General features: G+C 60.9%; 28 protein-coding genes. 8 read left to right on the top strand and 20 right to left on the bottom strand.

Going from position 1 to position 26903, the window contains the following annotated elements; translation table 11 throughout:
* Positions 1–142 precede the first annotated feature (142 nt).
* Positions 143–1015, top strand: coding sequence for a glutathione-dependent disulfide-bond oxidoreductase (gene yghU / locus ERD78_RS11485; protein ID WP_129969432.1), 873 nt, complete (start codon positions 143–145; stop codon positions 1013–1015).
* 63 nt (positions 1016–1078) lie between these two features.
* On the opposite strand, the gene ERD78_RS11480 is transcribed toward yghU, so the two are convergent.
* Positions 1079–1975 (bottom strand): AraC family transcriptional regulator, encoded by an 897-nt coding sequence (locus ERD78_RS11480; protein WP_129969431.1) that lies wholly within the window; start codon positions 1973–1975, stop codon positions 1079–1081.
* Positions 1976–2107: 132 nt separating this feature from the next.
* On the opposite strand from ERD78_RS11480, the gene ERD78_RS11475 reads away from it, so the two are divergent.
* Entirely contained in the window at positions 2108–2863 is a 756-nt protein-coding gene (locus tag ERD78_RS11475) for an SDR family NAD(P)-dependent oxidoreductase (protein WP_129969430.1), read from the top strand.
* A 26-nt stretch (positions 2864–2889) separates the two neighbouring features.
* Here ERD78_RS11475 and ERD78_RS11470 read toward each other — a convergent pair whose 3' ends face one another.
* From ERD78_RS11470 to phnC, 14 genes are all read right to left on the bottom strand, one after another.
* Complete coding sequence (locus tag ERD78_RS11470) at positions 2890–3543, bottom strand: Vgb family protein (RefSeq protein WP_129969429.1); 654 nt, start codon at positions 3541–3543, stop codon at positions 2890–2892.
* A 38-nt stretch (positions 3544–3581) separates the two neighbouring features.
* Positions 3582–4802 carry a helix-turn-helix domain-containing protein gene (locus tag ERD78_RS11465; RefSeq protein ID WP_129969428.1) on the bottom strand — a complete coding sequence of 407 codons (1221 nt, stop codon included), beginning with the start codon at positions 4800–4802 and terminating at the stop codon, positions 3582–3584.
* Between the two features lie 67 nt (positions 4803–4869).
* The gene (gene phnP / locus ERD78_RS11460; RefSeq protein WP_129969427.1) at positions 4870–5661 is read right to left on the bottom strand and encodes a phosphonate metabolism protein PhnP; all 792 of its coding nucleotides are present in this window, start codon (positions 5659–5661) and stop codon (positions 4870–4872) included.
* On the bottom strand, positions 5652–6200 hold the full coding sequence (phnN, locus tag ERD78_RS11455) for a phosphonate metabolism protein/1,5-bisphosphokinase (PRPP-forming) PhnN (RefSeq protein ID WP_245152464.1): 549 nt from the start codon (positions 6198–6200) through the stop codon (positions 5652–5654). Before phnN ends, phnP begins: the two co-directional genes overlap by 10 nt.
* A 23-nt stretch (positions 6201–6223) precedes the next feature.
* Entirely contained in the window at positions 6224–7366 is a 1143-nt protein-coding gene (locus ERD78_RS11450) for an alpha-D-ribose 1-methylphosphonate 5-triphosphate diphosphatase (protein ID WP_129969425.1), read from the bottom strand.
* Positions 7359–8060, bottom strand: a complete 702-nt coding sequence (gene phnL / locus ERD78_RS11445) for a phosphonate C-P lyase system protein PhnL (protein ID WP_129969424.1) — start codon at positions 8058–8060, stop codon at positions 7359–7361. Before phnL ends, ERD78_RS11450 begins: the two co-directional genes overlap by 8 nt.
* 8 nt (positions 8061–8068) lie before the next feature.
* Entirely contained in the window at positions 8069–8839 is a 771-nt protein-coding gene (gene phnK, locus ERD78_RS11440) for a phosphonate C-P lyase system protein PhnK (protein WP_129969423.1), read from the bottom strand.
* Positions 8836–9705, bottom strand: a complete 870-nt coding sequence (locus ERD78_RS11435) for an alpha-D-ribose 1-methylphosphonate 5-phosphate C-P-lyase PhnJ (RefSeq protein WP_129969422.1) — start codon at positions 9703–9705, stop codon at positions 8836–8838. Before ERD78_RS11435 ends, phnK begins: the two co-directional genes overlap by 4 nt.
* Positions 9702–10886 carry a carbon-phosphorus lyase complex subunit gene (locus tag ERD78_RS11430; RefSeq protein WP_129969421.1) on the bottom strand — a complete coding sequence of 395 codons (1185 nt, stop codon included), beginning with the start codon at positions 10884–10886 and terminating at the stop codon, positions 9702–9704. The genes ERD78_RS11435 and ERD78_RS11430 overlap by 4 nt, the downstream gene beginning before the upstream one ends.
* The gene (gene phnH / locus ERD78_RS11425; RefSeq protein ID WP_245152443.1) at positions 10887–11486 is read right to left on the bottom strand and encodes a phosphonate C-P lyase system protein PhnH; all 600 of its coding nucleotides are present in this window, start codon (positions 11484–11486) and stop codon (positions 10887–10889) included.
* On the bottom strand, positions 11483–11944 hold the full coding sequence (gene phnG / locus ERD78_RS11420; RefSeq protein WP_129969420.1) for a phosphonate C-P lyase system protein PhnG: 462 nt from the start codon (positions 11942–11944) through the stop codon (positions 11483–11485). The genes phnH and phnG overlap by 4 nt, the downstream gene beginning before the upstream one ends.
* 24 nt (positions 11945–11968) lie before the next feature.
* Positions 11969–12763: a phosphonate ABC transporter, permease protein PhnE gene (phnE, locus tag ERD78_RS11415; protein ID WP_129969419.1), complete on the bottom strand. Its 795-nt coding sequence runs from the start codon at positions 12761–12763 to the stop codon at positions 11969–11971.
* 75 nt (positions 12764–12838) lie between these two features.
* Positions 12839–13843, bottom strand: a complete 1005-nt coding sequence (gene phnD / locus ERD78_RS11410) for a phosphonate ABC transporter substrate-binding protein (RefSeq protein WP_129969418.1) — start codon at positions 13841–13843, stop codon at positions 12839–12841.
* A gap of 81 nt (positions 13844–13924) precedes the next feature.
* Positions 13925–14797, bottom strand: coding sequence for a phosphonate ABC transporter ATP-binding protein (gene phnC / locus ERD78_RS11405; RefSeq protein WP_129969417.1), 873 nt, complete (start codon positions 14795–14797; stop codon positions 13925–13927).
* Between the two features lie 208 nt (positions 14798–15005).
* Here phnC and ERD78_RS11400 point away from each other — a divergent pair, with 208 nt between their 5' ends.
* From ERD78_RS11400 to ERD78_RS11380, 5 genes are all read left to right on the top strand, one after another.
* On the top strand, positions 15006–15419 hold the full coding sequence (locus ERD78_RS11400; RefSeq protein WP_129969416.1) for a carboxymuconolactone decarboxylase family protein: 414 nt from the start codon (positions 15006–15008) through the stop codon (positions 15417–15419).
* 104 nt (positions 15420–15523) lie between these two features.
* Positions 15524–16525 carry an ABC transporter substrate-binding protein gene (locus ERD78_RS11395; protein WP_167668915.1) on the top strand — a complete coding sequence of 334 codons (1002 nt, stop codon included), beginning with the start codon at positions 15524–15526 and terminating at the stop codon, positions 16523–16525.
* 70 nt (positions 16526–16595) lie between these two features.
* Positions 16596–17384: an ABC transporter ATP-binding protein gene (locus ERD78_RS11390; protein WP_129969414.1), complete on the top strand. Its 789-nt coding sequence runs from the start codon at positions 16596–16598 to the stop codon at positions 17382–17384.
* Positions 17377–18252: an ABC transporter permease gene (locus ERD78_RS11385; RefSeq protein WP_129969413.1), complete on the top strand. Its 876-nt coding sequence runs from the start codon at positions 17377–17379 to the stop codon at positions 18250–18252. The genes ERD78_RS11390 and ERD78_RS11385 overlap by 8 nt, the downstream gene beginning before the upstream one ends.
* A gap of 7 nt (positions 18253–18259) precedes the next feature.
* The gene (locus ERD78_RS11380; protein ID WP_129969412.1) at positions 18260–19624 is read left to right on the top strand and encodes an MmgE/PrpD family protein; all 1365 of its coding nucleotides are present in this window, start codon (positions 18260–18262) and stop codon (positions 19622–19624) included.
* 37 nt (positions 19625–19661) lie between these two features.
* On the opposite strand, the gene ERD78_RS11375 is transcribed toward ERD78_RS11380, so the two are convergent.
* On the bottom strand, positions 19662–20636 hold the full coding sequence (locus ERD78_RS11375; RefSeq protein ID WP_129969411.1) for a Bug family tripartite tricarboxylate transporter substrate binding protein: 975 nt from the start codon (positions 20634–20636) through the stop codon (positions 19662–19664).
* A gap of 181 nt (positions 20637–20817) precedes the next feature.
* On the opposite strand from ERD78_RS11375, the gene ERD78_RS11370 reads away from it, so the two are divergent.
* Positions 20818–21519 (top strand): SDR family oxidoreductase, encoded by a 702-nt coding sequence (locus ERD78_RS11370; RefSeq protein WP_129969410.1) that lies wholly within the window; start codon positions 20818–20820, stop codon positions 21517–21519.
* Positions 21520–21567: 48 nt separating this feature from the next.
* Here the strand turns inward: ERD78_RS11370 and acnA are convergent, their stop codons facing one another.
* The 4 genes from acnA to ERD78_RS11350 form a co-directional block, all read right to left on the bottom strand.
* On the bottom strand, positions 21568–24192 hold the full coding sequence (gene acnA, locus ERD78_RS11365) for an aconitate hydratase AcnA (RefSeq protein ID WP_129969409.1): 2625 nt from the start codon (positions 24190–24192) through the stop codon (positions 21568–21570).
* Positions 24193–24204: 12 nt separating this feature from the next.
* The gene (locus ERD78_RS11360) at positions 24205–25203 is read right to left on the bottom strand and encodes a Bug family tripartite tricarboxylate transporter substrate binding protein (RefSeq protein ID WP_245152442.1); all 999 of its coding nucleotides are present in this window, start codon (positions 25201–25203) and stop codon (positions 24205–24207) included.
* Between the two features lie 47 nt (positions 25204–25250).
* On the bottom strand, positions 25251–26171 hold the full coding sequence (locus ERD78_RS11355; protein ID WP_129969407.1) for an SMP-30/gluconolactonase/LRE family protein: 921 nt from the start codon (positions 26169–26171) through the stop codon (positions 25251–25253).
* Positions 26172–26251: 80 nt separating this feature from the next.
* Positions 26252–26899 (bottom strand): GntR family transcriptional regulator, encoded by a 648-nt coding sequence (locus tag ERD78_RS11350; RefSeq protein WP_129969406.1) that lies wholly within the window; start codon positions 26897–26899, stop codon positions 26252–26254.
* Positions 26900–26903: the final 4 nt, after the last annotated feature.

The following is a 26903-nucleotide window of genomic DNA, read 5'->3' as shown; positions in this document are numbered from 1 at the left end:
AATGGCGATGGTATTTTGTGTCAAGGTTGCAATGCGTGATCGTGGTGCCGCAGATGGCGTTGTAAGATCAAAATATCGCGACATACGCCGCCAAGTGGCTTGCATCCGCTTGGCGAAGGCTATTTTCTTATGGAGAGGCAGCATGGCAGAGTCCCCTGAATACGTTCCGCCCCAGGTTTGGGTTTGGAACAAGCCTAGCGGAGGCAGATTCGAGAGCATTAACAGGCCGGTGGCGGGCGCTACACACGACAAGGCGCTACCGGTTGGCCGGCATCCATTGCAGCTTTATTCGCTGGCCACGCCGAATGGCCAGAAAGTGACCATCATGCTCGAGGAGTTGCTGGCGCTGGGGCATGCCGGCGCGGAGTACGATGCGTGGCTGATCCGCATCGGTGAAGGGGATCAATTCAGCAGCGGATTTGTCGAGGTCAACCCGAACTCCAAGATTCCCGCCCTGATGGACCGCTCGGGCCCGGAGCCAGTCAGGGTGTTCGAATCCGGCTCAATTCTGATGTACCTGGCCGAGAAGTTCAGTGCTTTCCTGCCCGCCACACAGCCTGAGCGTGCCGAGTGCATGTCCTGGCTGTTCTGGCAGATGGGAAGCGCACCGTATCTGGGCGGCGGTTTCGGGCATTTTTATGCTTATGCGCCGGTCAAGATCGAATACGCCATCGATCGCTATGCAATGGAGGTAAAACGGCAGTTGGATGTGCTGGATCGCCACCTGGCGGAGAACGAATTTCTGAGCGGAGCCGACTACACGATTGCCGATATGGCCGTGTTTCCCTGGTATGGCGGGCTGGTCAAGGGATGGCAGTACGGTGCGGCCGAGTTTCTTTCCGTACAGGACTATGCGCATATCCAGCGGTGGGCCGACAGCATTCTTGCGCGGCCTGCGGTGGTGCGCGGGCGCATGGTGAATCGCATCTCGGGCGATCCGGCCATGCAACTGCACGAACGCCACGACGCAAGCGACTTCGATACGCGGACGCAGGACAAGCTCGCTGCGGAATAGACTTTCACGGCTGGCGCAGGGCCTTGCTGTGGTGGCGCAAAGATGGTTTCGCGTAAGTTGACATCAGGCGGTCAGGCGTACTCGGTTTTTTGTCATGCCGGTTTCCTGTGCGGGCGGCAGCCCAAACATGCGCCGGTATTCCCGCGTGAACTGCGGCACACTTTCGTAGCCTACTCGAAAGGCTGCGTTGCTGGCGTTCATGCCTTCGGACAGCATCAGGCGCCTCGCCTCGATCAGACGCAACTGCTTTTGAAACTGCAGCGGCGACAGCGAGGTTACCGCCTTGAAGTGCTGGTGAAAGCTTGATGGGCTCATGGCGGCAGCGGCGGCCAGTTGTTCAATGGGCAACTGCTGCGCAAAATTATTGCGCAGCAGCGACACGGCTCGGGCCACGCGCTGCGCGGGGCCGCCTGGCCAGCCAAGATGGCGGATGGCCGGCCCAAGCGCTCCAGCCAACAGCCAGTAATGGAATTCCCGCAGGCGCTGCTGATGCAGAATGGCTATTGCTTCCGGATGATCGAGCAAGCGCATCAGACGCAGGGCGGCATCGGCCACTTCGGTCTCGGTAGGCTGCACCCGGGCTGGCGCCTGCGCCCGCACGCTGGCAGGCTCCGCTTCCATTTGCATGACGAGTTCCGCAATGAGGGTTGCATCGAGTTCTACCACCAGCGAGAGGTAGGGCGAGACGGCGCTTGCCTCGGTGATCTGACTTGCCATGGGCATGTCGGCGGTGATCAGAAGCGAATCCCCTGCGGAGAACCTGAATGTGCGCGCACCGACTGTGACGCGCTTGGCGCCCTGAAGAACCAGGCAGACCAGCGGGCGTGAAATATCGTGCTCCAGCCCACTGGGGGCGGTGGCCATGACGCCCATGATGCCGGGCATTGCGAAATGCGCCAGTCCTGCGCTGTTCACAAGCGGTGCCGCATGGCGGAGAACGAGTGTGTATAGATCGGTCATGTTGACAAGGCTACTCCAACAGGAGGCCGTGCGCAGCGTATCCGGAGGATCAGGCAAGGAAGTCCGAGCTTTCGGCAACAGCGCGTCGCCTGCCGGCTTCATACTTTGCCGGTATCCACATAGGAGTCTCGCATGACAACCATTACGCTTGTTACAGGCGCCAGTCGCGGTCTGGGCCGCAACACGGCAATCCATGCCGCTCGCCAGAGAAGCGATGTCATTATCACCTATCGGAGCAGAGAGGAGGATGCCGAAGCGGTCGTGGCCGAGATCGAAGCCATGGGTCGCAAGGCAATGGCCTTCCAGCTCGATAGCGGAGATATATCCGCCTTTGCGCCTTTTGCGGATCGCCTGCGCGCGGCGCTGCGCGACACCTGGGCGCGTGAAACATTCGATCATCTTGTGAACAATGCGGGCCATGGCGAGACCGCGCCGTTCGCCGAAACCTCGGAGGCGCAGTTCGACAGGCTGATCAATGTGCACGTCAAGGGCGTGTTTTTCCTGACGCAGGCGCTCCTGCCGCTTATCGCCGACGGAGGGCGCATCGTCAATCTGTCATCGGGGCTGACAAGAATGACTTATCCAGGCTACGCGGCCTATGCCTCAGCAAAAGGGGCCATCGAGGTGCTTACCCGATACCTCGCCAAGGAGCTGGGCGCACGCCGCATTGCGGTGAACACGGTGGCGCCGGGTGCGATTGAAACAGATTTCGGCGGCGGCATGGTGCGCGACAATCCCAAGGTGAATGAACAGCTTGCGGGCTTGACGGCGCTTGGCCGGGTTGGCGTGCCGGATGACATCGGCCCGATGATTGCGAGCCTGCTGTCGGACGGCAACAGATGGGTAACCGCCCAACGCATCGAAGTGTCGGGCGGCCAGGGCCTGTGAGGTTTTCGTGAGTGCCGGCGCAGCCTTCACGCGCCGGCGCGCACGGTCCTGATCTTGCCGCTTTTCCCGCCGCCGCAGATGAAGCGCTTTTCGCCGTCGAACTCAAGACCCGATACGCCTGTCCCCGATGGCATGGCGATTGTCTCCAGCACTGCGCCGGATCGTGGATCGATCCGCCTCAGGTCGCTGCTGTCGTCTTCCCAAGTGCCGTGCCATAACGCGCCGTTTGCCCAAGTGACGCCTGTTACATATCGCGAGCAATTCAGCGTGCGCTGCACCGCGCCAGTGTCGGGATCAATGCGGTGAATGCGTTTCTGCTCGTATTGTGCGATCCACAGACTGCCCTCGGCCCAGGCAAGTCCGGAGTTATGGCCGCCCTCGGGGGCGGAGATGGTGGCAAGCACCGCGCCCGACTCGGGGTCTATCTTTTGGATCCGTCCATCAGCCAGCTGGAACAGGAACCGTCCGTCGAATGCCGTGCCCGCGTTGGCGGTCATGTCGAGAGAGCGTACGATAAGTCCGCTGTCCAGATCGAGTCCCTTCAAGGCATCGCCGGTGGCAATCCATGCCAGCCGGCCATCGTGGCTGACGCCATGCACAGCATCGACACCGGGAAAGGGGCCGTACTCGCGCACGATATCGGCGCTTGCGACTTTCGTTGCCAGGTTTGCGTTCGTCATGATTTCGTCCTTTGAGATTTGACTATCACGCCTTCATGCTAGTTGAACGGCAGCGGAGCGGGGAGTAACAAGATTGTCGTGATTCCGGGCAGGGATGGCATCATCCAGCGGCGGGCCCGCCCCTGGCCAACCCATTGCACCCTACCCGCCTGCGCAAGCAGCCTGAGTGCGCGCTGCACATTTCGTTGCGGCATGTGCAGCGCAAGCGCCATGGCGGAGCTTGACCACAGGTCTCCATCGGCAAGCAGGGCGAGCAATGGCGCATGCGTTTCCTCGATGGGGCGTGCCAGCAAGGTGACAGCGCGGCCAGCGGAAGGCTGGAGCATGAAACCGCGGGTGGTGGCGGTTATGTCCGCCAGGCCGCGAAGCGCCTTGCGAAGGCGGCCCATTTCCACCCGCAGCCTTGCCTTGTGCGACTCGTCGATATGGCGAATTCTGAAGATCTCGCCAATGAGCTGCGCCCGAGTGGTGTCGCAGGGCCATGCCCGCCCCAAAGCGAAGGCGAGCTTGAACAGTATGGGCCGGCTTGCCAGCGGCACGCGGTTGCCGTTCACGTATACGCTGTGACGGCAGGCATCGATGATCAGCCGGTCCGATGCATGCAAGGCTTCCACGCCGGCCAGGGATATAAGCTGCTCGTCGTCGCGGACCACCACGCGCGCAGCGGGCGCGTTCAGCGCCTCGATTGCGTGCATGACCTCCGCTTCCAGGGCCGGTATGCCCGCCTCGCGGGCGAGGGCCGACGCGCGGCGCAATGCGTCATGTGCTGTCCGGGTGCGCAGTCTGCGCATTGCAATGCAGGCGACGAGTAGTTCGCGCGTGGCGTGCAGAGCGGACTGTACCGTAGGGGAAAGCGGCTTGCGCAGCACTTCCTCGGCTTCGCTCAGCCGGTTTGTGATGAGCAGATGCCGGGCCTGAAGCAATCGGGCATGCGCCGCGTTTCTGTGATCGTTGTATGCCAGCAGCGTGGCCTGGGCGCCGGGAAGCGATTGCGCCGGCCATACGAGGTCGCGCGCGGCAAGCGCAACTTCGGCCTCGGCGACGATACATCGTGCGTGCGCAACCGGATCGTGCCGCGCAAAGCCGTGAGCGGCGCGGCGCAGCAATCTTCTCGAGGTGGCGAATTCGCCGAGCTGGGCCATCGCGATGCCCCGCAGTGCCAAGGCAGGCGTATCGCCGCGCAGGGCGACATAATTCAGTGCGCCCAACGGGTCGCCGCAGGCAAGCGCGCGGGCTGCGGCCGCAATGTGCTCGTCCATATTGAGTCCCGCCGCGTTTCCGTTTCGGTATCTCTGGCTAATCTAGCATAAGTGCGCCGTGGCGCGTTCAGCAGGCCGTGTCGGGATGCAGCGCAATGGAATCGCCGTCCAGGCCGACGGTGACGCCGGGAGGCAGCGCGGGTATGGCTGCGCCGGATGCATGATGGCGCATGAGCCAGGCATCGAAGGCATGACCTATATGGGTAAGAACAGTCCTGCGGGGACGCAGCGTTCGCACGATGTCGAGGGCCCGGGTCAGATCGTTGTGATTGCGCGGCTGTTCTTCCGCCGGCGGGTGGGTGCAATCGAGGACAAGCACATTGATGGTCGTGCCGTGAAGTGCCGCCTGGGTATCCGGCGACAGGCCGACGGTATCGGTCAGGTAGGCCATGCGCCGTGCGCCGTACTCCAGCAGATAGCCGAAAGTGGGCCTGGAATGGCGCAGGGGCAGCGGCGTCACGCGCAAATCGCCCAGTTGTACCGGCTGCAGTGCGTCTAGTGTCGTGGAAAAATCCAGAATACCGGGGTGCTTGTGCAAATCAGCCAGGCCTTCCGGATCGGCGGGTGCCAGTACAGGTATGCGCAAGCCGGTTCCCCAGCGCAGATGCAGCAGGCCTTGTGCGTGATCTGCGTGATAGTGCGTAAGCAGAATGCCGTCCAGCGCGCCGGGCGGGAATCGTTCGGCAAGATCCGTAAGGCCGGCATCGATCAGCCAGCGCGAGGCGCCGCACTCCAGCAAGGCGCAGCAAGGCCCGCGCCGCAAGTGCTTGTTCACGCGCGCAAGGGCGCACGCGGGACAGCCGCAGTTGTATACAGGGACCTGTGCGGCATTCCCAGTGCCGAGCAAGGTCAGCCGCACTTCGCCTCGCCCTGTGCGGCCAGGAGGCCTGCATGCAGTGCGTGGATTGCGTTTTCCAGCGCGCCTGAGTTGTCGATATGCAATAGCCTGGTCCCGGCTGTGCCGGATAATTTCTCGAAACGATTGTTGCGTGCGAGGCGCGCCTCGATCTGCACGCGGGTTTCACGCCCGCGGCTGAGCAGCCGGTCGCGCAGCAGGGCGGGCTCTACAGTCAGCAGCACAGGCACGAGGCGGGGATAACGTAATGCGGCATGAGGCAGGTAGGCGCGCGATCCGTTCACAAACACGTCCCGTCCACGCGCCAGCATGATGTCGATATGGCGCAGAATGCCATAGGCGAGTTCATTGGCTCGCCAGGAAAGGGCGAAGAGGCCAGCCGCTTCCATGATCTCAAACTCGGTTGAGGAAACCGGCATGGCGCCATCCTCTGTCGAGGATGGCGGCCGCGTTATCACCCTGGATGCGATGAAGGCCTGCGCGCCCATGCGCTGGGCGACGCCGCGCAGCACGGCATCTTTCCCAGCCCCCGACGGGCCCATGATGTAGATCAGGCGGCCAGGCATCAGAAAACCCGCTCGCCGCCGCGCCACACCTGGCCAACCACGAAACGTTCTTCATGCGGGCGGGCGCGTATCAGATCGGCGCGCAGACCGGGACGTATCTCGCCCCGGTCTGCCAGGCCAGCGGCGCGTGCGGGTGCCAGGCTGACGCAGGCGACTGCGCGCGGAAGATCGTAGCCGATCTCGCCATGGGCAAGCATACCCACTGCCTGCAAGAGGCTGGACGGATAATAGTCGCTGGAAAGAATATCGAGTACATCCTGTTCCGCGAGCATGCGGGCGGACACATTGCCGGAGTGAGATCCGCCGCGCACGATGTTGGGGGCGCCCATGAGGACTTTGAGGCCGAACGCGTGGCTGGCGGACGCCGCCTCCATGGTGGTGGGGAATTCCGCGATGCTCATGCCGAATTCCGCTGACTCGCGTGCATGCGCCACGGTGGCATCGTCGTGGCTTGCAATAGACAGCGTGCGCCGTCGGCATTCGTCGACGATGGCGCGGCGGTAGATGTCGCTGTAACGGCGCGAATTCTCCAGTTGCTGCCCTATGAAGGTTTCCATCTGTGTATCGGACAGATGGTATTTGCCCTGGTAGTACTCGCGGTATTTCTCCATCTTCACGAACTGCCGCTGCCCGGGCGAGTGATCCATGACGGAAACCAGTTGAACGAGCGGGGAGCCCACCAGATCCCGGAACACGTCCAGCGTCTTCTCCTGGCTGAGTTCGCAGCGCAGATGTAGACGATGCTCGGCCCGCGTATGGCCATCGCTGGCTGCCTGCCTGATGGCCTTGAGCATGAGGGGCAGCTGGCGAAGCCTGCTGCCGCCCGGGTTGATGTCGCCGATGGACAAGGCGTCGAAAACAGTCGTTATCCCCGCTGCCACGACCTGGGCGTCGTGGGCAAGAATGGCTGACTCGGACGGCCAGTCAACCCCAGGACGCGGGTTCATGAATTTTTCCAGATTGTCTGTATGCAGTTCCACAAACCCCGGCATGAGGTAGTCGCCGTTCATGTCCTGCGCGTGAGGCAGGCTGGATGCGCTTTCGCTGACATCATGAATGAGTCCGTCGCGCACGGCTATTGTTCCCCGCAGCACATCCGTGGCCGTTACGAGCCATGCGTTGGTGAATATGTGTTCAGGCATGGGCGGGCTCCTCGGGAGCGATGTCCAGGCAGCGGTCGGCCACGGCCCTGTGTGTGGCATCGTCATGAGAAATGGCGATAAGCGCGGAACCTGCCGCCTTGGCGCTGTTGATCAATGCCAGGACGACTTCCCGATTCTTGGCGTCCAGCGACGCGGTGGGCTCGTCCAGCAGCATGGCAGGCCAATGCACGATGAAACTGCGGGCGATATTGATGCGCTGCTGTTCGCCGCCAGAAAAGGTGGATGGGGCGAGCTGCCACAGCCGCTCCGGTATGTGAAGGCGGGCCAGGAGCGCCGCCGCGCGCTCCTCGGCCAGGTCGCGCGGCATGCCACGCGCAAGGGCGGGCTCCATGACCACGTTCAAGCAGCTGACGCGGGGAATTACTCTCAGAAACTGGCTGACATAGCCCAGTGTGCTACGTCGCAGCGCCATGATCTGTCGCGGTTCGGCGCCAACCATTTCAACCATGGCACCAAGGTGGCGCACACGGATGCTGCCGCCAGCGGGCAGGTAATTGCCGTACAGGGTTCGAAGTAGGGTGGACTTGCCTGAACCCGATCTGCCCTGCAGCAGCATGCATTCTCCAGGCATGAGGTCGAAGTCGAGTGCGCGCAGTACATCCAGCACGATGCCCCGTTGCTGATGCAGCCGGAAGGTTTTGCTCAGGCCGCGCACTTGCATGATGGAATTCATGAGGGTCCTTAAGGTTGCAACACGGAGGACACGAGCAGCTGGCTGTAGGCATGCTGCGGATCGTCCAGGATCTGGTCGGTCAGGCCCACCTCCACCACGCGAGAGCGGCGCATGACCATCAGTCTGTCCGCGAGCAGTCGCGCCACAGCCAGATCATGCGTCACGATGACGACGGCCAGTTGAAGATCGCGAACGATACCGCGCAGCAGATCCAGCAAGTGTGCCTGTACCGATACATCAAGGCCGCCAGTCGGTTCGTCCATGAACAGCAGCTGCGGTTTCGATACCAGGTTGCGCGCAATCTGCAGGCGCTGCTGCATGCCGCCGGAGAAGGTGCGCGGCGTGTCGTCGATACGATCGGGATCAATCTCCACCTGGGCGAGCCAGTCTTTGCCTGCCTGGCGCAACCGCCCGTAATGGCGTACACCCTGGGCCATGAGGCGTTCGCCTATATTTGCGCCCGCGGACACGCCCATGCGCAATCCGTCGCGGGGATTCTGTTCGACATATCCCCATTGTGTGCGCAGCAGCGTCCGCCGGCCTGCCTCGCTGGCCTCGTACAAGGAAATCATCTGGCCGTCCGCATCGCGGTACGCCACGCTGCCGCAATCCGGTAGGGCGCGCCCCGCCAGCACATTGAGCAGCGTCGATTTGCCCGATCCGGACTCTCCGACTATGCCGAGCACTTCACCGGGATGAAGATCGAAAGAAACATCCTGGCAGCCTTTTTCAGGGCCGTGCAAACGCGTCAGGCTTCTCGCCGAAAGCAGGGCGCTCATGCCGGCTCCTCCATCTGCTCGCGCCGCTGGACGCAATAGTCGGTATCCGAGCACACAAAGCGCCGCGTGCCCTGATCGTCCACGATCAGCTCATCCAGATAGGCCTGCCTGCTTCCACATAGGGCGCAGGCCTGTTCCCATACAGGTAATTCGAAAGGGTGATCCTCGAAATCCAGGCTCTTCACGCGTGTGTAGGGGGGCAATGCGTACAGCCGTTTTTCCCTGCCGGCGCCGAACAGCATCAGGGCGGGGTTCATGTTTAGCTTGGGATTATCGAACTTGGGAATGGGCGAGGGATCCATCACATAGCGCCCGTCCACCATGACGGGATAGGCATAGGCGGTGGCGATGTGTCCGTGGGTGGCGATGTCTTCATACAACTTCACATGCATGACGCCATAATCATTGAGCGCATGCATGGTGCGTGTTTCGGCGTCAGAGGGCTCTATGAAGCGCAGAGGTTCGGGGATAGGCACCTGGAAGACCATGATCTGGCCGGCCTGCAGCGGGGTTTCCGGTATGCGGTGGCGGGTCTGGATGATGCTGGCGTCGCATGTGCGCGTCGTCGTGCCGATGCCAGCGGTGCGAGCGAAAAAGCGGCGGATGGACACAGCATTGGTGGTGTCGTCTGCGCCTTGGTCGATGACTTTCAGCACGTCGCCGCGCCCCAGCACGGCTGCGGTTACTTGCATCCCGCCGGTACCCCATCCATAGGGCAGCGGCATTTCCCGGCCGGCGAACGGGACCTGGTACCCGGGTAGGGCAATGGCCTTGAGCAGGCCCCTGCGCAGGCTGCGCTTGGTTTGTTCGTCTAGGTAGGCGAAGTTGTAGCCGCTGTCGGCGGCATTGAATGATTGTGCCGTCATGCGCTTTTCTCCAGGTAGCTATGGTCGCCTTCGGCGCCGCTTTCGGCTGTCTTCACCTTCACGCGCCGGTTCTCGCCATTCATCGGGTGCTGGCGGCGAAGTTTGCGGATCAGATCGAGTTCGGACTGAAAGTCCACATAGTGCGGCAGCTTCAGATGGGCCACGAAGCCGGCGGCCTCGACGTTGTCGCAGTGCATGAGCACGAATTCCTCCTGCTGCGCCGGAGAAGTGACTTCCTCCTGGTATTCCTGTGCGCGCAATGCGCGGTCCACCAGGGACATGGCCATGGCCTTGCGTTCGGCGTGACCGAACGCAAGCCCGTATCCGCGCGTGAATTGCGGCAACTGAGTATGGCTTCCCACGAACTGATTGATCATTTCGCATTCGGTGACTTCGATGTCTCCGATAGGTACGGCGAAATCCAGTTCCTCGGGTTCGACCCACACTTCCACTGTGCCGATGCGGATTTCGCCCGCAAAAGGATGATTGCGGCCGTAGCCGCGTTGTGTCGAATAGGCCAGGGCAAGTAGAAATCCCTCGTCGCCTCGCGCCAGCGCTTGCAGGCGCTGCGCCCGCGAGGCGGGGAAATCAAGCGGATCGCGGGTGATGTCGGGTACCGTGGCGTGGGAGTGCTGTTCGGTGCCGAGCAGGCCTTCCGCAGCCAGCATGTCTGCCACGCGAGGAACGGTATCCAGTGTGTCGGTGTCGTTGCTGGAAGTCAGCGGCCGCGCGGGAACGGCGGCAGGCAGTTCGCCGTTCTGCGCCTCCCCGGACTCGTCCAGCAGAGAGAAATCCAGAAGTCTATGGGTGTAATCGAAGGTGGGGCCCAGCATCTGGCCACCTGGCAGGTCCTTGAAAGTGGCCGAGATTCGACGTCCGATGCGCATTGTTGCAGTGTCCAGCGGTATGCTGGCCAGAAAGCGCGGCAATGTGGTGCGATAGGCGCGCAACAGGAAAATGGCCTCGGGAAGATCTCCGGCCGCCTGCTTGATTGCCAGCGCGGCCAGCTCTTTGTCGAAAAGAGATCCCTCGCTCATGACGCGCGCTACCGCCAGTGGCATCTGCTGGCGAATCTGCGCCACCGACAATGCCGGCACGGAGGGCTCTCCGCGGCGACTCGCCGCCAGCAGGGCGTGGGCGTTGTCGATGGCATGCTCACCACCTTTCACGGCAACGTACATTCAACGGTCCTCCGGTATGGGGCGCAGCACGCGTGTGCTGCGGGGCAAAGCGGACAGCTGGCGCCCCGCCATAAAGAAAAAATCAAGACCGCGCGGAAAGGCTGCGAGGCTTCGTACCCGCCAGAATGTTTGTGGCAGTGGCAGGGCGACGGTGCGCGTCCCCTGGATGCCGGGCCCTTGCCAGGTGGTTTCAACACCGCCGTCCAGGCTGTTCAGCTGCATGAATACCGAGCATGAAAGATGAGGGTCTCTGTCTGTGCCGGTGTCCAGGGATCGAAGCACATCCAGATCGTTGGACGTCACCAGAGCAAATTGCGCTTGCGCCGGCGCCTGGACAATAGGGCAGCCGCAGTGAAAGGCGAGGTTGGCGCGAACAGCGCGACCGTCCAGGGCGGGCGATATCCACAAGGGAGTGTCCGCGTCGAGCAGGCCAAGGCAGAGTGCATAGGCCGCCGTGCAGAGTCCCTGCACCGTGGGCGTGTCGGCCATTTCATGCAGGGTGCCAGGTTCGGACAAGGCCGCCATGGTCTGCCGGAATGTTCTGTTCGCGTCTTCGACGGGTTGGGCAAAACCCGGGGACAGCATGGCGTTTTGCATCATGCTTCCCCCCGAACGAGCGTGCTGAAGTCGACGCGTGTCGAGACTGTATCGCGGGCGCGTTTCGCCTGCTCGTCGTTCTGCAGGGCCTGCAATGGCCTGATGACGGTACGCATCCAATAGTTTGCATCAGGGCCCTGAAGGCATGCATCGGCCAGGGCGGCCAATTCGGCATGGGCTTTGACGCGGCCCGCCACATAGCTGTATCCGGTGGTGCCGTCGTCAAGCTGGACAACGCAGCGCGTCACAGTCATTTCGCCCAGATTGAAGGGCGCGCCGTTTCCGCCGGCGCGTGCCCGCACCATGATCATGCCGGTCTGGGCGGGTCGCACATAGCGATGTGCCTGACCGCGCAGCAGCGGCTCATGACGCTGCAGGGCTTTGCCAGCTCGGGCCAGCACGCGCATCCAGTTCTGCCTGGCGGCGGGTAGTGGGGTTTGGTCGGGTACGTCGTCTTTCATGCACTAGGCTTCCGTAAGTGAAGATCAAATGAATCGTTTGCGCAGGCGCTGAGAAAGCACGTCCAGGAGACTTACCGCAGCAATGATGATGATCAGGATGGCGCAGGTCTGGCCCAACTGGAAGCCGCGTATGGCTTCCCACAATGTCACCCCTATGCCGCCGGCGCCCACCATGCCGACCACGGTTGCGGAGCGGACGTTGGACTCGAACCGGTACAGTGAATAGGAGATCCACAAGGGCAGCACCTGCGGAATGACGCCGTACACGACTTCCTGCACGGCGCTCGCACCGCTTGCGCGCACGCCTTCGACGGGGCCGGGCTCTATGGCCTCCACCGCCTCGGCAAACAATTTAGCCAAGACGCCGGTGGTGCCGACGAACAAGGCCATGACACCCGCGAACGGCCCGAGCCCGACCGCCACGACGAACAGCATGGCAAACACCATTTCGTTAATGGAGCGAAATGCATCCATGACACGGCGCACAGGCTGGCATATCCACCAGGCCGTGATGTTTTCCGAGCACAATATGCCCAGCGGGATCGAGCAGACGATGGCTAGTGCCGTCCCCCAGATGGCTATCTGTATCGTGACCAGCATTTCAGACAGGTAGCGCCGCCACAGGTGGAAGTCGGGCGGGAAGAAGTCGCCGATGAATTCGCGCATATTGCCCGCATCGCGCCACAACATGGCTGGATTCATTTCGGCGCCATGCCAGGCCCAGGCCAGCGCCAGCACCAGCAATGCCCAGCCCGCCCAGTCGGTCCAGGCGCGCCGTGGCGCGGCGGCCGATACGGCAATGTTGGTCAGGGTTGTCATTCAATGATTCCGGTGTAATGAATAATGACGTGTTCCCGCCGCGGCCGCGGCGAGAATGGGCTGCGGCGCGACACGTTACCTTGAGGAGGCGATCTGCTTCTCCAGTGCTGCCATGCGAACGGACAACTGATCAAGACTGGCGTCGATGTCCTTGAGCCTGGCCTGCTTCTGTGCATCGTCCAGGGTCTTGTCGGCCTGGACCAGCGAGCGTTTCTTGAAGAGCTCGAGCTGGCGGATAGGCAGGAGCTGATCATTGGTGGATGCGCGGAACTTGCCCAGGCTCAGATTCGTCAGAACCATGCGTTCGTGATCGTTCTTGCCGTAATCCAGGAAGAATGCACGGATGGCCGTCTTGGTTTCCTCGGGCAGGTTCTTGCGCCAGACGATGGGATCGGCAGGAATGAGTGGTGACTTCCAGATCACTTTGAGCTTTGCCGCCTTGTCGGGTTGGGTTTGCTCAAGGCGCGCCATCGATTCAGTATTGTTGGTGGCCACGTCCACCAGTCCATTGGCCACGGCAAGGGCGTTGACTTCGTGGCTGGAATTGAGTGTGCGCTTGAAGATCTGCTTGGGCTGTACATGGTTTTTCGCAAACACGTAATAGCCTGGCACCAGGAAACCCGACGTGGAGTTGGGGTCGCCGTTGCCGAATGTCAAATCCTTGGCCTTTGCCAGCATGTCTTCGACCGAGTTGAGCGGGCTGTCCTTCTGTGTGATCAGCAGGCTCCAGTAGCCGGGCGAGCCGTCTGCCGCCGACGTCTGCGCGAAGATCTCGCCGCCAGCGCGATCCACCGCTTCCATCGCGGATTTGTTGCCGTACCAAGCCACATCGACCTTGTCGAAACGCATCGCCTGAATGATGCCGGCATAGTCGGGGGCAAAATAGGCATTGACTTTCATGTTCAGCGCCTTGCCCATGTCGTCCAGCAGGGGCTCCCACAGCACCTTGAGATTCTGCGACGATTCGGTCGAGATGATGCCGAAGTTCATCTCCCCCGATTCGGCGGCCGTGACCGGACCGCACAACGCGATGCCAACCAGTGCCGATGCAGCCATGGCTATACGCATTCTTTTGAACATTACATACTCCAGTAGTGAATGGCTGGATATGCCAGCCGTCGAATTTCCCGCCTTGGCCGCTTTGCCCCTCAGCCAGGGCTGTCATGCGGCCACGAGATCAAGGGCGCGTCGCGGTGCGCGCGGCATTCTGCTTTCCGGGAGCATCAACGATGCGTCCAGGTCGCCGCCGTATAGTTCGTTCAGGAAGGGGCCTGTCAGCGCATCGACGGCGCCGTCGAAATGAATGCGTCCGGACTTGAGCGCTATGACACGCCCGCAGTAGCGCGCCGCATAGTCGACCTGATGCAGCGTCACCACCACGGTCTTGCCGTCTGTCTCGTTGATATCGCGAAGGATATCCATCACCTTGCGGGCGGATTCGGGATCAAGCGACGCTATCGGCTCGTCCGCGAGAATCAGTTCGGCCTGCTGGGTCAGCGCCCGGGCAATGGCCACGCGCTGCTGCTGGCCCCCGGACAGCGTCGATGCGCGTTGCCAGGCGCGGTCTGCCAGGCCGACACGCTCAAGCGATGCCATGGCCAGTTCGCGGTCTTCAGCGGTGAACAGTCCGAGCGTGCCCCGCCAGCGAGGCAGTCGGCCAAGCCTGCCCATCAATACATTGTTGAGCACGCTCATGCGGCCAACGAGATTGAATTGCTGGAATATGTAGCCAATGCTGGCGCGCAGGCGGCGCACATCCGGATCGAGCCGGCCCGACGACTGTACGCACCGATTCAGAATATGAACGGCACCCGCCTGCCCGGCATCGGACGTCGCCGGTCTTCGGCTTCGCGACAAACCGCGATCGCCGCAGGCTAGTCCCGACAGATGGCGCAGCAGCGTGGACTTGCCCGAGCCGGAGGGCCCGATGAGGGCCACCATCTCGCCCGCATCCACAGTCAGGCCGAGATTGAACAGCGCCTGCTTGCCCCCGAAGCTCTTGTTGAGGCTCTGTACGTGAATCACTGTCTGCATGCGTGTATCTCCAATTTGCAACGCGGTGCCCTGCGTTTATTGGCCTGCATGTTAGGCAGCGTATGTTTCGCTGGTGTGAAGCATTCATGACAGGATGGTTACGCCCGTCATTTATCAAATATTGTATGATGATATTATTGACAGATTAACGAATGCCGCCTCATAATGGAGACGGTGACTTCTTCATCCACAGGGGAGCTGAGACGACATGCGAGAAGAATTCAATACGGAACTGTTTGCCAAAGGCTTGAAGAATCGTCAGGAGGTGCTGGGCGCAGCGCACGTGCAAAAATCGCTCGACGCCGCCGACGATTTCACTGCGGATATGCAGAAGCTGGTCACGGAGTGGTGCTGGGGAGCGCTGTGGGGACGGCCAGGTCTCGACAGGCGCACACGCAGCATCATGAATCTTTCGATGCTGTCGGCGCTTAACCGGCCGCATGAAATCCGTCTGCATGTTCGCGGTGCGCTGAACAACGGCGTGTCCCAGGATGAGATCAAGGAGATCTTTCTGCAGGTCGCCATCTATTGCGGCGTGCCAGCCGCGCTGGATGGAATGAAGGTGGCGGCGGAGGTTCTTGCAGAGGAAAAGGCCAAGGCAAGGCAATCCGGCACACAGTAAGCATGCCGGTTGCGAATCAGCAAGGCGGCAGCACAGAATCCGACCGGCCTTGACGGGCTGGTAAAACAAGCCAGAAAGCAACACGGCCACCAAAGGAGATGACAATGAAAAAGTCTGTAGCCATGATGTTGCTCGCCGCTGCGGGGCTGATGCCCCTGAGCGCGGGTGCGGAAGTCAGCGAGCTGAATATACCGCTGGGCGCGGGAGGGTTCGGGTTTCTGCCTCTCCATATCATGAAAGAGCATAAGCTCATCGAGAAGTACGCTGAAAAAGCAGGAGAAAAGGTCACCATCAACTGGGCCAATATCGGTGGTCCGTCGGTCATGATAGACGCGCTGCTCTCGGGCTCGGCGGACTTCATCTCTGCAGGGCCGCCGTCCTTTCTCTTGCTTTGGGACCGCACCAAGGGTACGGCAGATGTCAAAGGCGTTGCCGCCATCAGCTCCATGCCCATGTATTTGAATGCGCGCGCTCCGCACCTGAAGTCGCTGGATGATCTGAAGGAGGGAGACAAGATTGCCGTGACGTCGGTTAAGTCTTCCATTCCATCCATCATCATGCAAATGTATGCCGTGGAGAAATACGGTAAGGACCAGGCTTTCCGGTTCGATCCCTATACCGTCAGCATGAAGCATGGCGACGCGGCGGCGGCATTGATATCGGGCGGAGGCAGCATAGCGGCGCATTATGCGTCGTCGCCGCTGGCGCAACGTGAGATGAAAACAAAAGGTATTCGCACGATCCAGAATACGGATGATGTCATGGGCGGTTCCGCGACGTTCACGATGGTGTCCACCACGACCCGCTTCCATGACAAGAATCCCAAAATATACGGCGCGTTCGTTGATGCCCTGCAGGAAGCGCAGAACATGATCAAGACGGACCAGAAGGAGGCCGCCCGTATCCTGATTGCATCAATGGGCGGAAGCGGCTCGATGGATGAGATGATCGCCATTCTGGACGATCCATCGGTCAAGTACACCACCAAGCCTGAGAATGTCATGAAGTATGCGAAGTTCATGCATGAAATCAAGTCGATAAAGAACCAGCCGAAGTCGCTGGAGGAGCTCTTTTTCCCGGGGCCAGCCATTTCGTCAGGCAACTGACATCGGTGTTGGGTCATATCCGCATCGGATATGGCCTGCTCAAACCGGCACATATGGAGGGCTGCTCCCAATGCGTAACGCCACGTCGCCGCTGCTTGCCGTGCAGGGGGTCACTCTGCGCTACCGCACCAAGGACCACCTTGTTACGGCCACCTACCGTGTCAGCTTCGATGTATACCCATCGGATCGTTTTGTGATTCTGGGGCCATCAGGCTGCGGCAAGTCTACGCTGCTGAAGGCGGTGGGCGGTTACCTGGAGACTGTCGAGGGCCAGATCAGGCTCAACAATGAAGAGATCACGAAGCCCGGGCCCGACCGGGTCATGGTGTTTCAGGAATTCGATCAACTGCTGCCCTGGAAGACAGTCAAGGAGAACGTCGTCTTTGCATTGACGGCGAGCGGCCGGTTGGGGCGTAAGGCAGCCGAAGAACGGGCCATGCACTACATAGACAAAGTGAACCTGGCCAGCTTCGCGGACAGCCTGCCCCATACGCTTTCCGGCGGCATGAAGCAGCGGGTGGCCATAGCGCGCGGCATGGCGATGGAGCCCGAAGTTCTGCTGATGGACGAGCCGTTTGCCGCATTGGACGCGCTGACTCGCGCAAAAATGCAGGAAGAGCTGCTGCAGCTATGGGAGGACACGCGCTTTACCGTGTTGTTTGTTACGCATTCCATACCGGAGGCCGTAAGGATAGGCAGCCGCATACTGCTCCTCAGCCCACATCCGGGGCAAGTCAGGGCCGAGCTCAACAGCGACGGCACAGACAGTATCGGTACAGACGGAGTGCGATTGACGCAGCGCATAGAAGCGCTGCTGTTCGATGAGGATGGGGCACAGGGGAGAATGGCTCATGTCTAACGCAATTCAGGCGTCGCCGCATCGGGATGAGATCATCAATACGATAGAGGATACCGGCTTCGGCGTCGTCGAAAAGCCGCTGGGCCTATGGGAACGCATGCTCGATAACAGTGTGCTGCGCAAGCTTGTCATGCTGGTTTTTCTTGCGATTGTCTGGGAAGCCTATGCGCGCTGGTCTGGCAATCCGCTGCTCTTCCCGACATTCGCGGCCACGGTGAAAGCGTTCTTTGCCGGTATTCTGTCGGGCAATCTGCTGCGCGCAACGCTGTCATCGATATCCCTGCTGCTGCAAGGGTATGCCGCCGGTCTGCTGATCGCGGCGCTTTTCACCGCCTTTGCGAGTGCAACGCGTGTGGGCGCCGACTTGCTGGAAACCCTTACGTCCATGTTCAACCCATTGCCATCCATCGCACTGCTGCCGTTGTCGATGATCTGGTTCGGACTGGGAAATGCCAGCATTATCTTCGTACTGATACACGCGGTATTGTGGGCCGTGGCGCTGAATACGCACTCCGGCTTCCGTTCCGTCAGTCTGACTTGGCGCATGGTGGGGCGCAATTATGGCCTGTCCGGCCTGCCTTATGTTTGCAAGATCCTCATACCTGGCGCCTTTCCGAGCATACTCACGGGAATGAAAATAGGCTGGGCTTTTGCGTGGCGCACGCTGATCGCCGCAGAACTGGTCTTCGGATCGAGCTCCGGCTCGGGTGGACTGGGCTGGTATATTTTTCAGAACAAGAACATGCTGGATATCCCGAACGTCTTTGCCGGCCTGCTTACGGTAATCTTGTTCGGCCTGCTGGTTGAGAACCTGATTTTCCGGGTCGTGGAGCGCAGAACGATAGGGCGCTGGGGCATGCAGACCTGATCGCGCCATGAAGACACTTGCACAGGTCCTGGCCGACTTTGCTGTCGGCACCCGCACGCACGACATTCCTCCGCTGGCACTCGAGCGCGCCAAGATGAGCCTTGCCAGCACCATTGCCAGCGCCGCCATGGGCCAGGATATTGAATCGGCGCGGATCATCCGGGACGTGGTGTTGACAGAGGGCGGTGCCTCTCAGGCCAGCGTATGGTTTCATGAGGAAAAGCTGCCCCTTGCCGCTGCGGCGCGAATCAATGCGGTTGCAAGCGACGCGGCTGCATCGGATGACAGCGATCTGCGCAGCATCGCGCATATCGGCACGATTATTTCCACGGCGGCGGTGGCGCTTGGCGAATATACGGGACGGCCGGGTCGCGATATTCTGGGCGCCATGGTGCTGGGCTATGAGGTGGCAGGAAGAATAGACGAGTCGCTGACACCCGGACGCATGCAAAGAGGCTTTCATGGTTCGGTGTCCACGGTGTTTTCCGCTACCGTGGCGTCAGGCCGTCTGCTGGGCCTGGATGCCGGGCGCATGGCGCACGCGATTGCGCTTGCGGCCACTTCCATCGGCGGCATGGCGGTTGCCGCGGACAGCAGTTGCGCGCGCGAGTATCATGCAGGCAATGCCGTCATGGCCGGCATTCAGGCAGCCATGGCTGCCGAGCACGGATTCGAGGCGGATCTGGCCGTGCTCGAGACGCCGCGGGGATTTCTGAGCGCAATGGGTGCCCAGGCGGTGGACGACATCACGCGCGATATGGGCAGAGATTGGGACATCGTCACCGATATGGCCATCAAACTCATGCCGGGGGCGCATCCTTTCCACGCTACGGCCGAGGCGGCCGCCGACGCCGCACGCGCCGGCCAGGTGCGTCCCGAGGACATCGATCGCGTCGTCATTTCCGCCGCTGTGCAATGGACGAGTTTCAAGGGCAAACCTCACCCGCGAAATCTGGTCGATGCGGCGCACAGCCTGGTGTACTTCGTGGCCGTTTCCATTGTCCATGGACAATTCGGCTGGGATGCCATGACGCTGGACAGCATGACAGACCCGATTGTGGCGCGGGTTCAGGACAAAGTGGTGTTCGATTCTCATCCTTCGCCATTGCCGGACCGGTTTCCGCATCGTCACGGGGGCGGCGTAACGATAGTACTTAACGACGGCCGTGAGTTCTCAAGCTACTGCACCGCGCCGCGGGGCTCGGGGCCGCGAGATGTTAGCTGGGACGATGTGGAGGCGAAGTTCAGGCGTCTTGTTTCCATGGCCAGCCTGCCACACGATCGCATCGAGGAAAGCCTTAAGCAATTGCGAGATTTCGACGGATTGGCCCGCGTCGATGCATTCATTCGGCTGCTGGCGGTCAAGCCGTAACGCTGCATCCAGCCGCCTTGACCGCCTGGGCTATGCGTTAATTGATTTTCGGCGTTCCCGAAGATTCGATGATATCGGCCCAGCGCTTTATTTCACGCTTGATATGGGCATCGAATGCCTCCGGTGTGCTGCCGTCGATGCTGTAGCCGATGTTTTCAAGCTGCGCTCGCGCTTTGGGGTTCTTGACGGCAGCTACAAAAGCCTTGTTCAGCTTCTGTATGGCTTCGGGCGGCGTGCCCGCCGGGGCCAATATACCGTACCAGCCGCTTACCTCGAACCCGTCCACGGTCTCGCCGACAGTGGGCAGGTCGGGCAGCAGGCCGGAGCGTTCTTTGCCTGTAACCGCCAGGGCTTTGAGCTTGCCGGCCCGAACCTGCGGCAGCGAGGTCGAGATGCTGTCGAACATCAGGGACACTTCACCGCCCAAAAGGGCAATCACGGCCGGTCCGCTGCCCTTGTATGGCACATGCAGCAGATCCGTGCCGGTGCTGACCTTGAACAGCTCGCCCGCCAGATGACTGGTGTTGCCAGGGCCAGCCGAGGCAAACGTCAGTTCCCCGGGATGGGCTTTTGCGTATTTGATCAGCGAGGGAATATCGTCCGCCGGCGTGGATTTCGGCGCGGCGACGATGAGAGGTAGCGTGGCCAGCAGTGATACGCCCGCAAAGTCTTTTTCTGTGTCATACGGCAAGGAGGAACGCAGGGAGGGATTGATGGCATGGGCCGCCAGAACCATCAGAATGGTGTGTCCATCGGGCTTGGCGCGTGCCAGCTCCGACGTTGCGATGACGCCGCCGCCGCCGGGCCTGTAGTCGACGACGACAGACTGGCCAAGTTCTTTTTCAAGAATGGGCGTCAGTGGCCGAGCCAATGCATCGGCGCTGCCTCCAGGCGGATATGGAATCAGAAGCCTGATGGGCTGGTCGGGAAAGGCGAAGGCCGTCGCCGAAAACAGGCTGCCTGCAAGTACAAGGGCTCGCCCGATGCGGGCGATGCGAGCGTGATGAGCCATTACTTTCTCCTCTTCTGGCACGTCGTTGTCTGGTTATTGTGTTTCGGGCCAGTGTAGACAGGGAATATGGGCCGCACAATTCACGATATCCGAAGGAGGGGTTCCAGAATGCTTATGGCGGTATAGTTGCAGACAGTCTGGCGTATTACGCAATATCCAAATCAATCAGGGAATACGTATCATGAGCAAGGAAAGAGTGCTTGTCACCGGCGGCGGCGCCGGCATTGGCTCGGCATGTGTGCGGCGCTGTATGAGCGAAGGTTATGAAGTGGTTGTCATTGACCGCGTGGGCGGCGACATTACCGCTGACTTGTCGGATGCGGAGGAAACGGCGCGCGCACTGGAGGAAGCCCTGTCGGGCGGGCCCATTACGCGCTTGGTGAACAACGTGGGTGTCGTATGCCCGGCCACGGCCGAAGCGCAGACCATACAGGAACTGGAGCGGGTATGGTCTGTGAATGTCCGATGCGCCATGCAGTGCATGCAGGCATTGCTGCCTGGCATGAAAGCGGCCGGATTTGGCCGTATTGTCAATATTTCATCGCGCGCCGCGCTGGGCAAGGAGCTGCGCACGGCATATGCCTCGACCAAGGCCGCGTTACTTGGGATGGCAAGAGTGTGGGCGCTGGAACTGGGCCAGCATGGCATTACCGCAAATGCAATCGGGCCGGGACCCATCCGCACCGAGCTATTCGACCGCGTGAACCCGGCTGGAGATCCGCGCACCCAGGCAATCATAGATGGCGTTCCCGTCAAGCGCCTGGGCTCGCCTGATGATATTGCCCATGCCACTGCTTTTTTCCTGGACGCGCGCAGCGGATTCGTGACGGGACAGGTGCTATATGTGTGCGGCGGCATGACAGTGGGCAAAGCCGCGGTATAGAGGCGGCGAAGGACGGCATGCGGCGGACCTTGTGCGCCATGCGCCTGGTCAGCGCCGCATTGCCCGCTGCAGTATTGTTGGCATGACGCCGCCTGCCAGCAGAAACTGCACTTCCAGCTGTGTTTCGATCGCCGCCACGGTGTCGACGGTATCAATATGGCCCTCGGCACGGTGTATGCGCGCCTTGATCACGCAGCGGGGCTGGAGCTGTTCGGGATCGATATCCAGTTCAATGCGATCCGAGTCCCGCACTTGTAATGGGCCGCAAGAGAGGCTGTACGGCAGGCGCAACGGCACGACGCCCATTCCGATCAGATTGGACCGGTGTATGCGTTCAAAGCTTTGGGCCAGCACGGCGCGTGCGCCCAGCAGGCGAACGACCTTGGCGGCCCAGTCGCGCGACGAGCCCATGCCATAACGTTCGCCGGCAATGATGACGGTGGCGTGCCCTTCATCCGCATAGCGTGCAGCCACCTCATGCAATGGCAGCATTTCGCCGCTGGGAATATGCAGAGTGTGCCCAACCGGACATGCATCGCAAAGCAGATTGCGCAGCGAGCGACTGAAAAACGCGCCCCGTACCATGACCTTCCAGTTGCCGCGCCGTGCAGCGAAGACATTCAGGTCTGACCTGCTTTCTCCGCGCTGTACAAGATAGTCGGCAATATGGCTGTCGCGGGGGACGGCGCTGGCTGGCGAAATATGGTCTGTCGTCACATCGTCGCCCAGGACGAGGAGCGGATAGGCCGTGTAGCGGCCCAGCAGGCTTTGGCCGCGCATCGCCGCGAAGGGCGGCGGCTGTAGATAGTTGGACGAATCGTTCCAGGGAAAAAGATCGCCATCCGGCGCATCCAACGCGTCCCAGAGCGGGTTGCTGGATGCTTGGGCAAAGGCGCTGCGATAGTCTCCGGCGTCTTGGGAGCTGGCCAGGCAGGCGTCAATTTCTTCCTCGGCTGGCCAGATATCGCGCAAATAGACGGGCTTGCCAGCCGCATCGGTCTGCAGCGGCTCCTCGTCCAGGTTTTTGTGTGCATCGCCTGCCAGGGCGAAGGCGACCACCAGAGGCGGAGACATAATGAATGCCAAATCCAGCTCCGGATGTATGCGGCCGGGAAAATTCCGGTTTCCGGAAAGCATGGCGACCGGCCTTGTCTGTGCGCGCGCCAGACTCTCGCGCACTAATGGCGTCAGCTCTCCGGCATTGCCGATACAGGTAGCGCATCCGAAACCCGCAATGTCAAAGCCCATCGCATGCAGGTCAGGCAGCAGGCCGGCGCGCGCCAGATATCGCCCCGCAGCGGGCGAGCCGGGGGACAGCGATGTCTTGACCCATGGCGGTACCTTGAGCCCGAGAGCGCGCGCCTTGCGGCAGAGCAGTCCCGCTGCGATCAGCAGTCTTGGATCGGATGTGTTCGTACAGCTCGTGATCGCGGCGAGCGCGACGGGGAAGCGGGGTAGAGCCGCCGGCATTTCGGCGGAAAAGGGTGCCTTCAGCGCATCAAGCACCGATCCGGATTCCGTGTAGTTGTGCCTGTCCTGGGGGCGGCGTGGGCCGGCGATGGATATGGTTATCCGGGACAGATCGATTTCAATGGACTTTGTGTAGATGGGATTCAGGTCGGGGTCGAACCAGAATCCCATATGCTGGCAATACGCGCGCACCATGCCGATATGCGATTCGTCGCGGCCGGTGGCACGCAGATACAAGAGTGTTTCCTCATCGACGGGAAAATAGCCCGTCGTGGCACCGTACTCGGGCGCCATGTTGGCGATGACGGCCCGCTCGCCCGCCTTCAGTGATGCCACGCCTGGCCCGTGGAACTCCACGAACTCTCCGGACACACCCAGGGCGCGCAGTCTTTCGGTAACGACGAGTGCGATATCCGTGGCCTGGGTTGATGCGCGCTTCGTTCCAGTGAGGCGTACACCGATGACATCGGGTATCCGTATCATCGTTGGCATGCCGAACATGACGGTTTGCGCTTCCAGCCCGCCCACACCCCATCCCAGCACGCCTATGCCGTTGATCATGGGCGTATGGCTGTCGGTGCCAAGCAGCATGTCAGGATGGAGCCGCGTGGGTGCGCCGTGTTCAGCGGCAACCACTGTGGCCAACTGCTCCAGGTTGATGGTATGCATGATGCCGGTGCCCGGCGGATTGATATGCACATTGTCGAGTGCTTGCGCCGACCAGCGCAGGAAGCGGTAGCGCTCATGATTGCGCCGCATTTCATGCTGCATATTGACAGCAGCTGCATCCGGTGTCCCGAATGCCTCGATGGCCAGGGAGTGATCCACCGATACATCGACAGGCAGCACGGGATTCAGTGTCGAAGGGTCGCCGCCTTCTCTTGCGAGGTAATCGCGCATTGCCGCGATGTCCACCAAGGCAGGCGTGCTGGTGGTGTCGTGCATCAGCACCCGATTCGGGAGAAAGGGTATTTCCTCTTTGCTGGTCCCCGTGTCCAGCCAGCGAATAATCGACGCCATGGATTGTTCGCGTTCTGTGCCGTGGCTGTTGCGTGCGACATTTTCAAGCAGCAGGCGCAGAACGACGGGCAGGCTTTGCAGCGTGGAGGCCGCGGTATGTCCAAGGTCGGTGACGACATAGTCACCGCCTTCCAAGCGGACGGTTCTCTCATGCCTCTCATGCGCGTGGGGTGCGGCCTTCATCCTGGACCTCTTCTATTTGATCGCGATGTGGGCATCCCGGATGATCTGACCGAACAGCTTCGACTGATCGGCCCTGAAATCGGCGAAGGCCTGCGGTGACATCGGCGCGGGATCGGCGCCCTGGCTTTCCAGTGCCTTTACAACCTCCGGATTGGCCAGTGCCTTGACTGTTGCGGCATTCAGCTTCTGTACGATCGAATCGGGCGTGCCTGCCGTCGTGAAAAGCCCAAACCAGTTGACCAACAGGAAGTCCTTGAGCTCGGGCGTGTCCTTGATAGGAGGAACGTCGGGGAAAGCCTTCATGGGTTTATCGGAGGTGACGCCGATGGGCCGGATTTTTCCACTTTCTATGAAAGGCAGCGATGCCGCGCCGCTGGCAAAGGTCATCGATACCTGGCCTCCAGCCACATCCGCCACAGCCTGCGCCGACCCTTTGTATGGTACATGCAGGATGTGGATTCCGGCCATGCTGTTGAGCAGCTCCCCGGTGATGTTCTGAATATTGCCTACGCCGCTGCTTGAGTATGAAAGCGTGTCGGGATGAGCCTTGGCATAGGCAACGAGCTCTCCCACATTCTTGATCGGCAGCTGGGGGTTTACCGACAGCAGGTTGGGAATACGGGATACCAGGCTGATCGGCGCCAGGTCCTTCTCTGGCGAGTAATTCATGTCTTTGTAGAGATGCGGATTGATCGCCACCTCTCCCGAACTGGCAAGCAGCAAGGTAAGACCGTCCGGCTTGGCATGCGCCACATAGCTGGCACCGATCATGCCGCTGGCGCCCGGCTTGTTTTCGACGACGATGGATGCGCCGAGCTCGGTCGACAGGCTTTTGGCGAGAATCCTGCCCACGACGTCCACGCCACCGCCTGCGGAGAAGGGCACCACCAGCGTAATGGGGCTGGCGGGATACTGATCGGACCGGGCGTCCGCATGGACAGTGGCGGCGCTGGCGATCAAGCCGATGCCGAGTATGGTTGATGCAAGAAGATTGCTGGAAATTTTCATCATTGTCTCCGGGCTGTTTTTGAATTGATGAAGGGGTAATGCGTGAACGATCAGGTCAGCGCATAGGTTTTCTTTCCCGCCGTGTCCATGGGCACGGACAGAATGGAGGCGGTTTCAGAATCGGTAATGAAAAGCGTCTTGCGGCCAGGGCCGCCGAATGCACAATTGCTGGTCAGGATGCCTCTTGGGGAACGGATGCGCAGCACAGGCTCGCCAAGGCGATTGAATTTCCAAACGCTGCCCATGCCCATATGGCACACCAGCAGATTGTCTTCTTCATCGATGGCCAGGCCGTCGGGCCCGGCCAGGCCACCAGACAGTTGAATGAATGTGCCCGATTTGGCGACGGTGTGCCGGTCGGGAGGGAAGCGCACGCGCCATACCGCGTTAGCTCTGGTAACGGCCAACAGCAAGTCGGTTTCGGATGCATTGAATGTCAGGCCGTTGGGGCTGGGCACGTTGTCGAGCAGACAATCGAGCTGGCCGCCTGCTCGCAGTCGGAATACCCGTCCATTGGGAGACTGCAGGCCGCTTTGCCCTTGATCTGTGAAGTACAAATCGCCATTGGACGCGAAGTGCAAGTCGTTTACGCCGCGAAAGCGCTCGAACATGGGGCGGGTAAAGTAGGGTTCAACCTTTCCGTTGTGGGGATCCAGCACCATGATGCCGTGTCGGTAGTCCGCAATGAAGATTCGCCCGTCCTGATGAATCTTAAGCCCGTTCGGTTCCCCGTCGTATTGGGCGGCAAGGGTGAATTCTCCCTGGGGGTTGATGCGGAATATGCGGCCGTAGGCCACGTCCACGCAGTACAGGTTGCCCTCACGATCGAACGAAGGGCCTTCGAGGAAGGCGGGCAGCGGGCGGCCCTTATGCTGCTGCTGCAGCCAGTATGAGCGGGACACGTCTCCCGCGAGCTCTGACGGCAGTGTGGCAAATACATTTGCTGTGACTTCGGGTGGTGCGGCAAACATGGTTTACTCCTTTCTGGCCCGATCGGTTCGTGTGTATGCGTATGGCATGGCGGCCGTTTCCGGCCGGCGTGGCCGCTGGCTCAGGCGCTGCTGGAGCCAGCGCCATGCAGCTTCAGGCGGGCAAGCAAGGCCTGCCTGATGTGGCTGCGCGCTGCTTTTTCCGCTGCTTCGGCATCGCGCGCGGCAATTGCCTCGAAGACTTTCATATGCTCCTGATAGGCGATTTGCGGCCGTCCGGTATGCGCCAGCGTGCTTTGGCCCAGCAGTGCCGTGGAATCGATGAGGTTATGAATGGACTTCACCAGGAACTGATTGTGCGATGCCTGATAAATGGTCTGGTGAAAGTCGTAGTTGCTCTTGACTGGATCCTTGCCGCTCTTGCTGTCGTGGAGAATTGCACGCATATAGTCGATCTCCGCATCGCTAGCATGGCGCGCGGCCAAGCCTGCCGCGCCGCCCTCCAGGATTTCCCGCAATGAGTACAACTGTGTGATTGCTTGTTGATCCAGTGTCGTGATGACCAGGCCTTTTCGTGGCTCATGCGTCAGGAGGCCCTCGTCTTCAAGGCGCTTGAGCGCCTCGCGCACGGGCGTGCGGCTCATCCCAAGGCGCTCGGAAATATCGATCTCGCGCAGCCTGTCCTCCGGGCCGAAGCTGCCGGATGTAATCATTTGCTTGAGCTGGCTGTAGGCCAGCGTTGCCTGGCTTGCGCTTTTCTTTATGGGCATGAGA

The sequence above is a fragment of the Allopusillimonas soli genome, from assembly GCF_004153445.1.
GTDB lineage: Bacteria > Pseudomonadota > Gammaproteobacteria > Burkholderiales > Burkholderiaceae_B > Allopusillimonas > Allopusillimonas soli.
The sequence above is the reverse complement of the archived record's forward strand: the minus strand, read 5'-3'. Positions and strand labels throughout refer to the sequence as shown.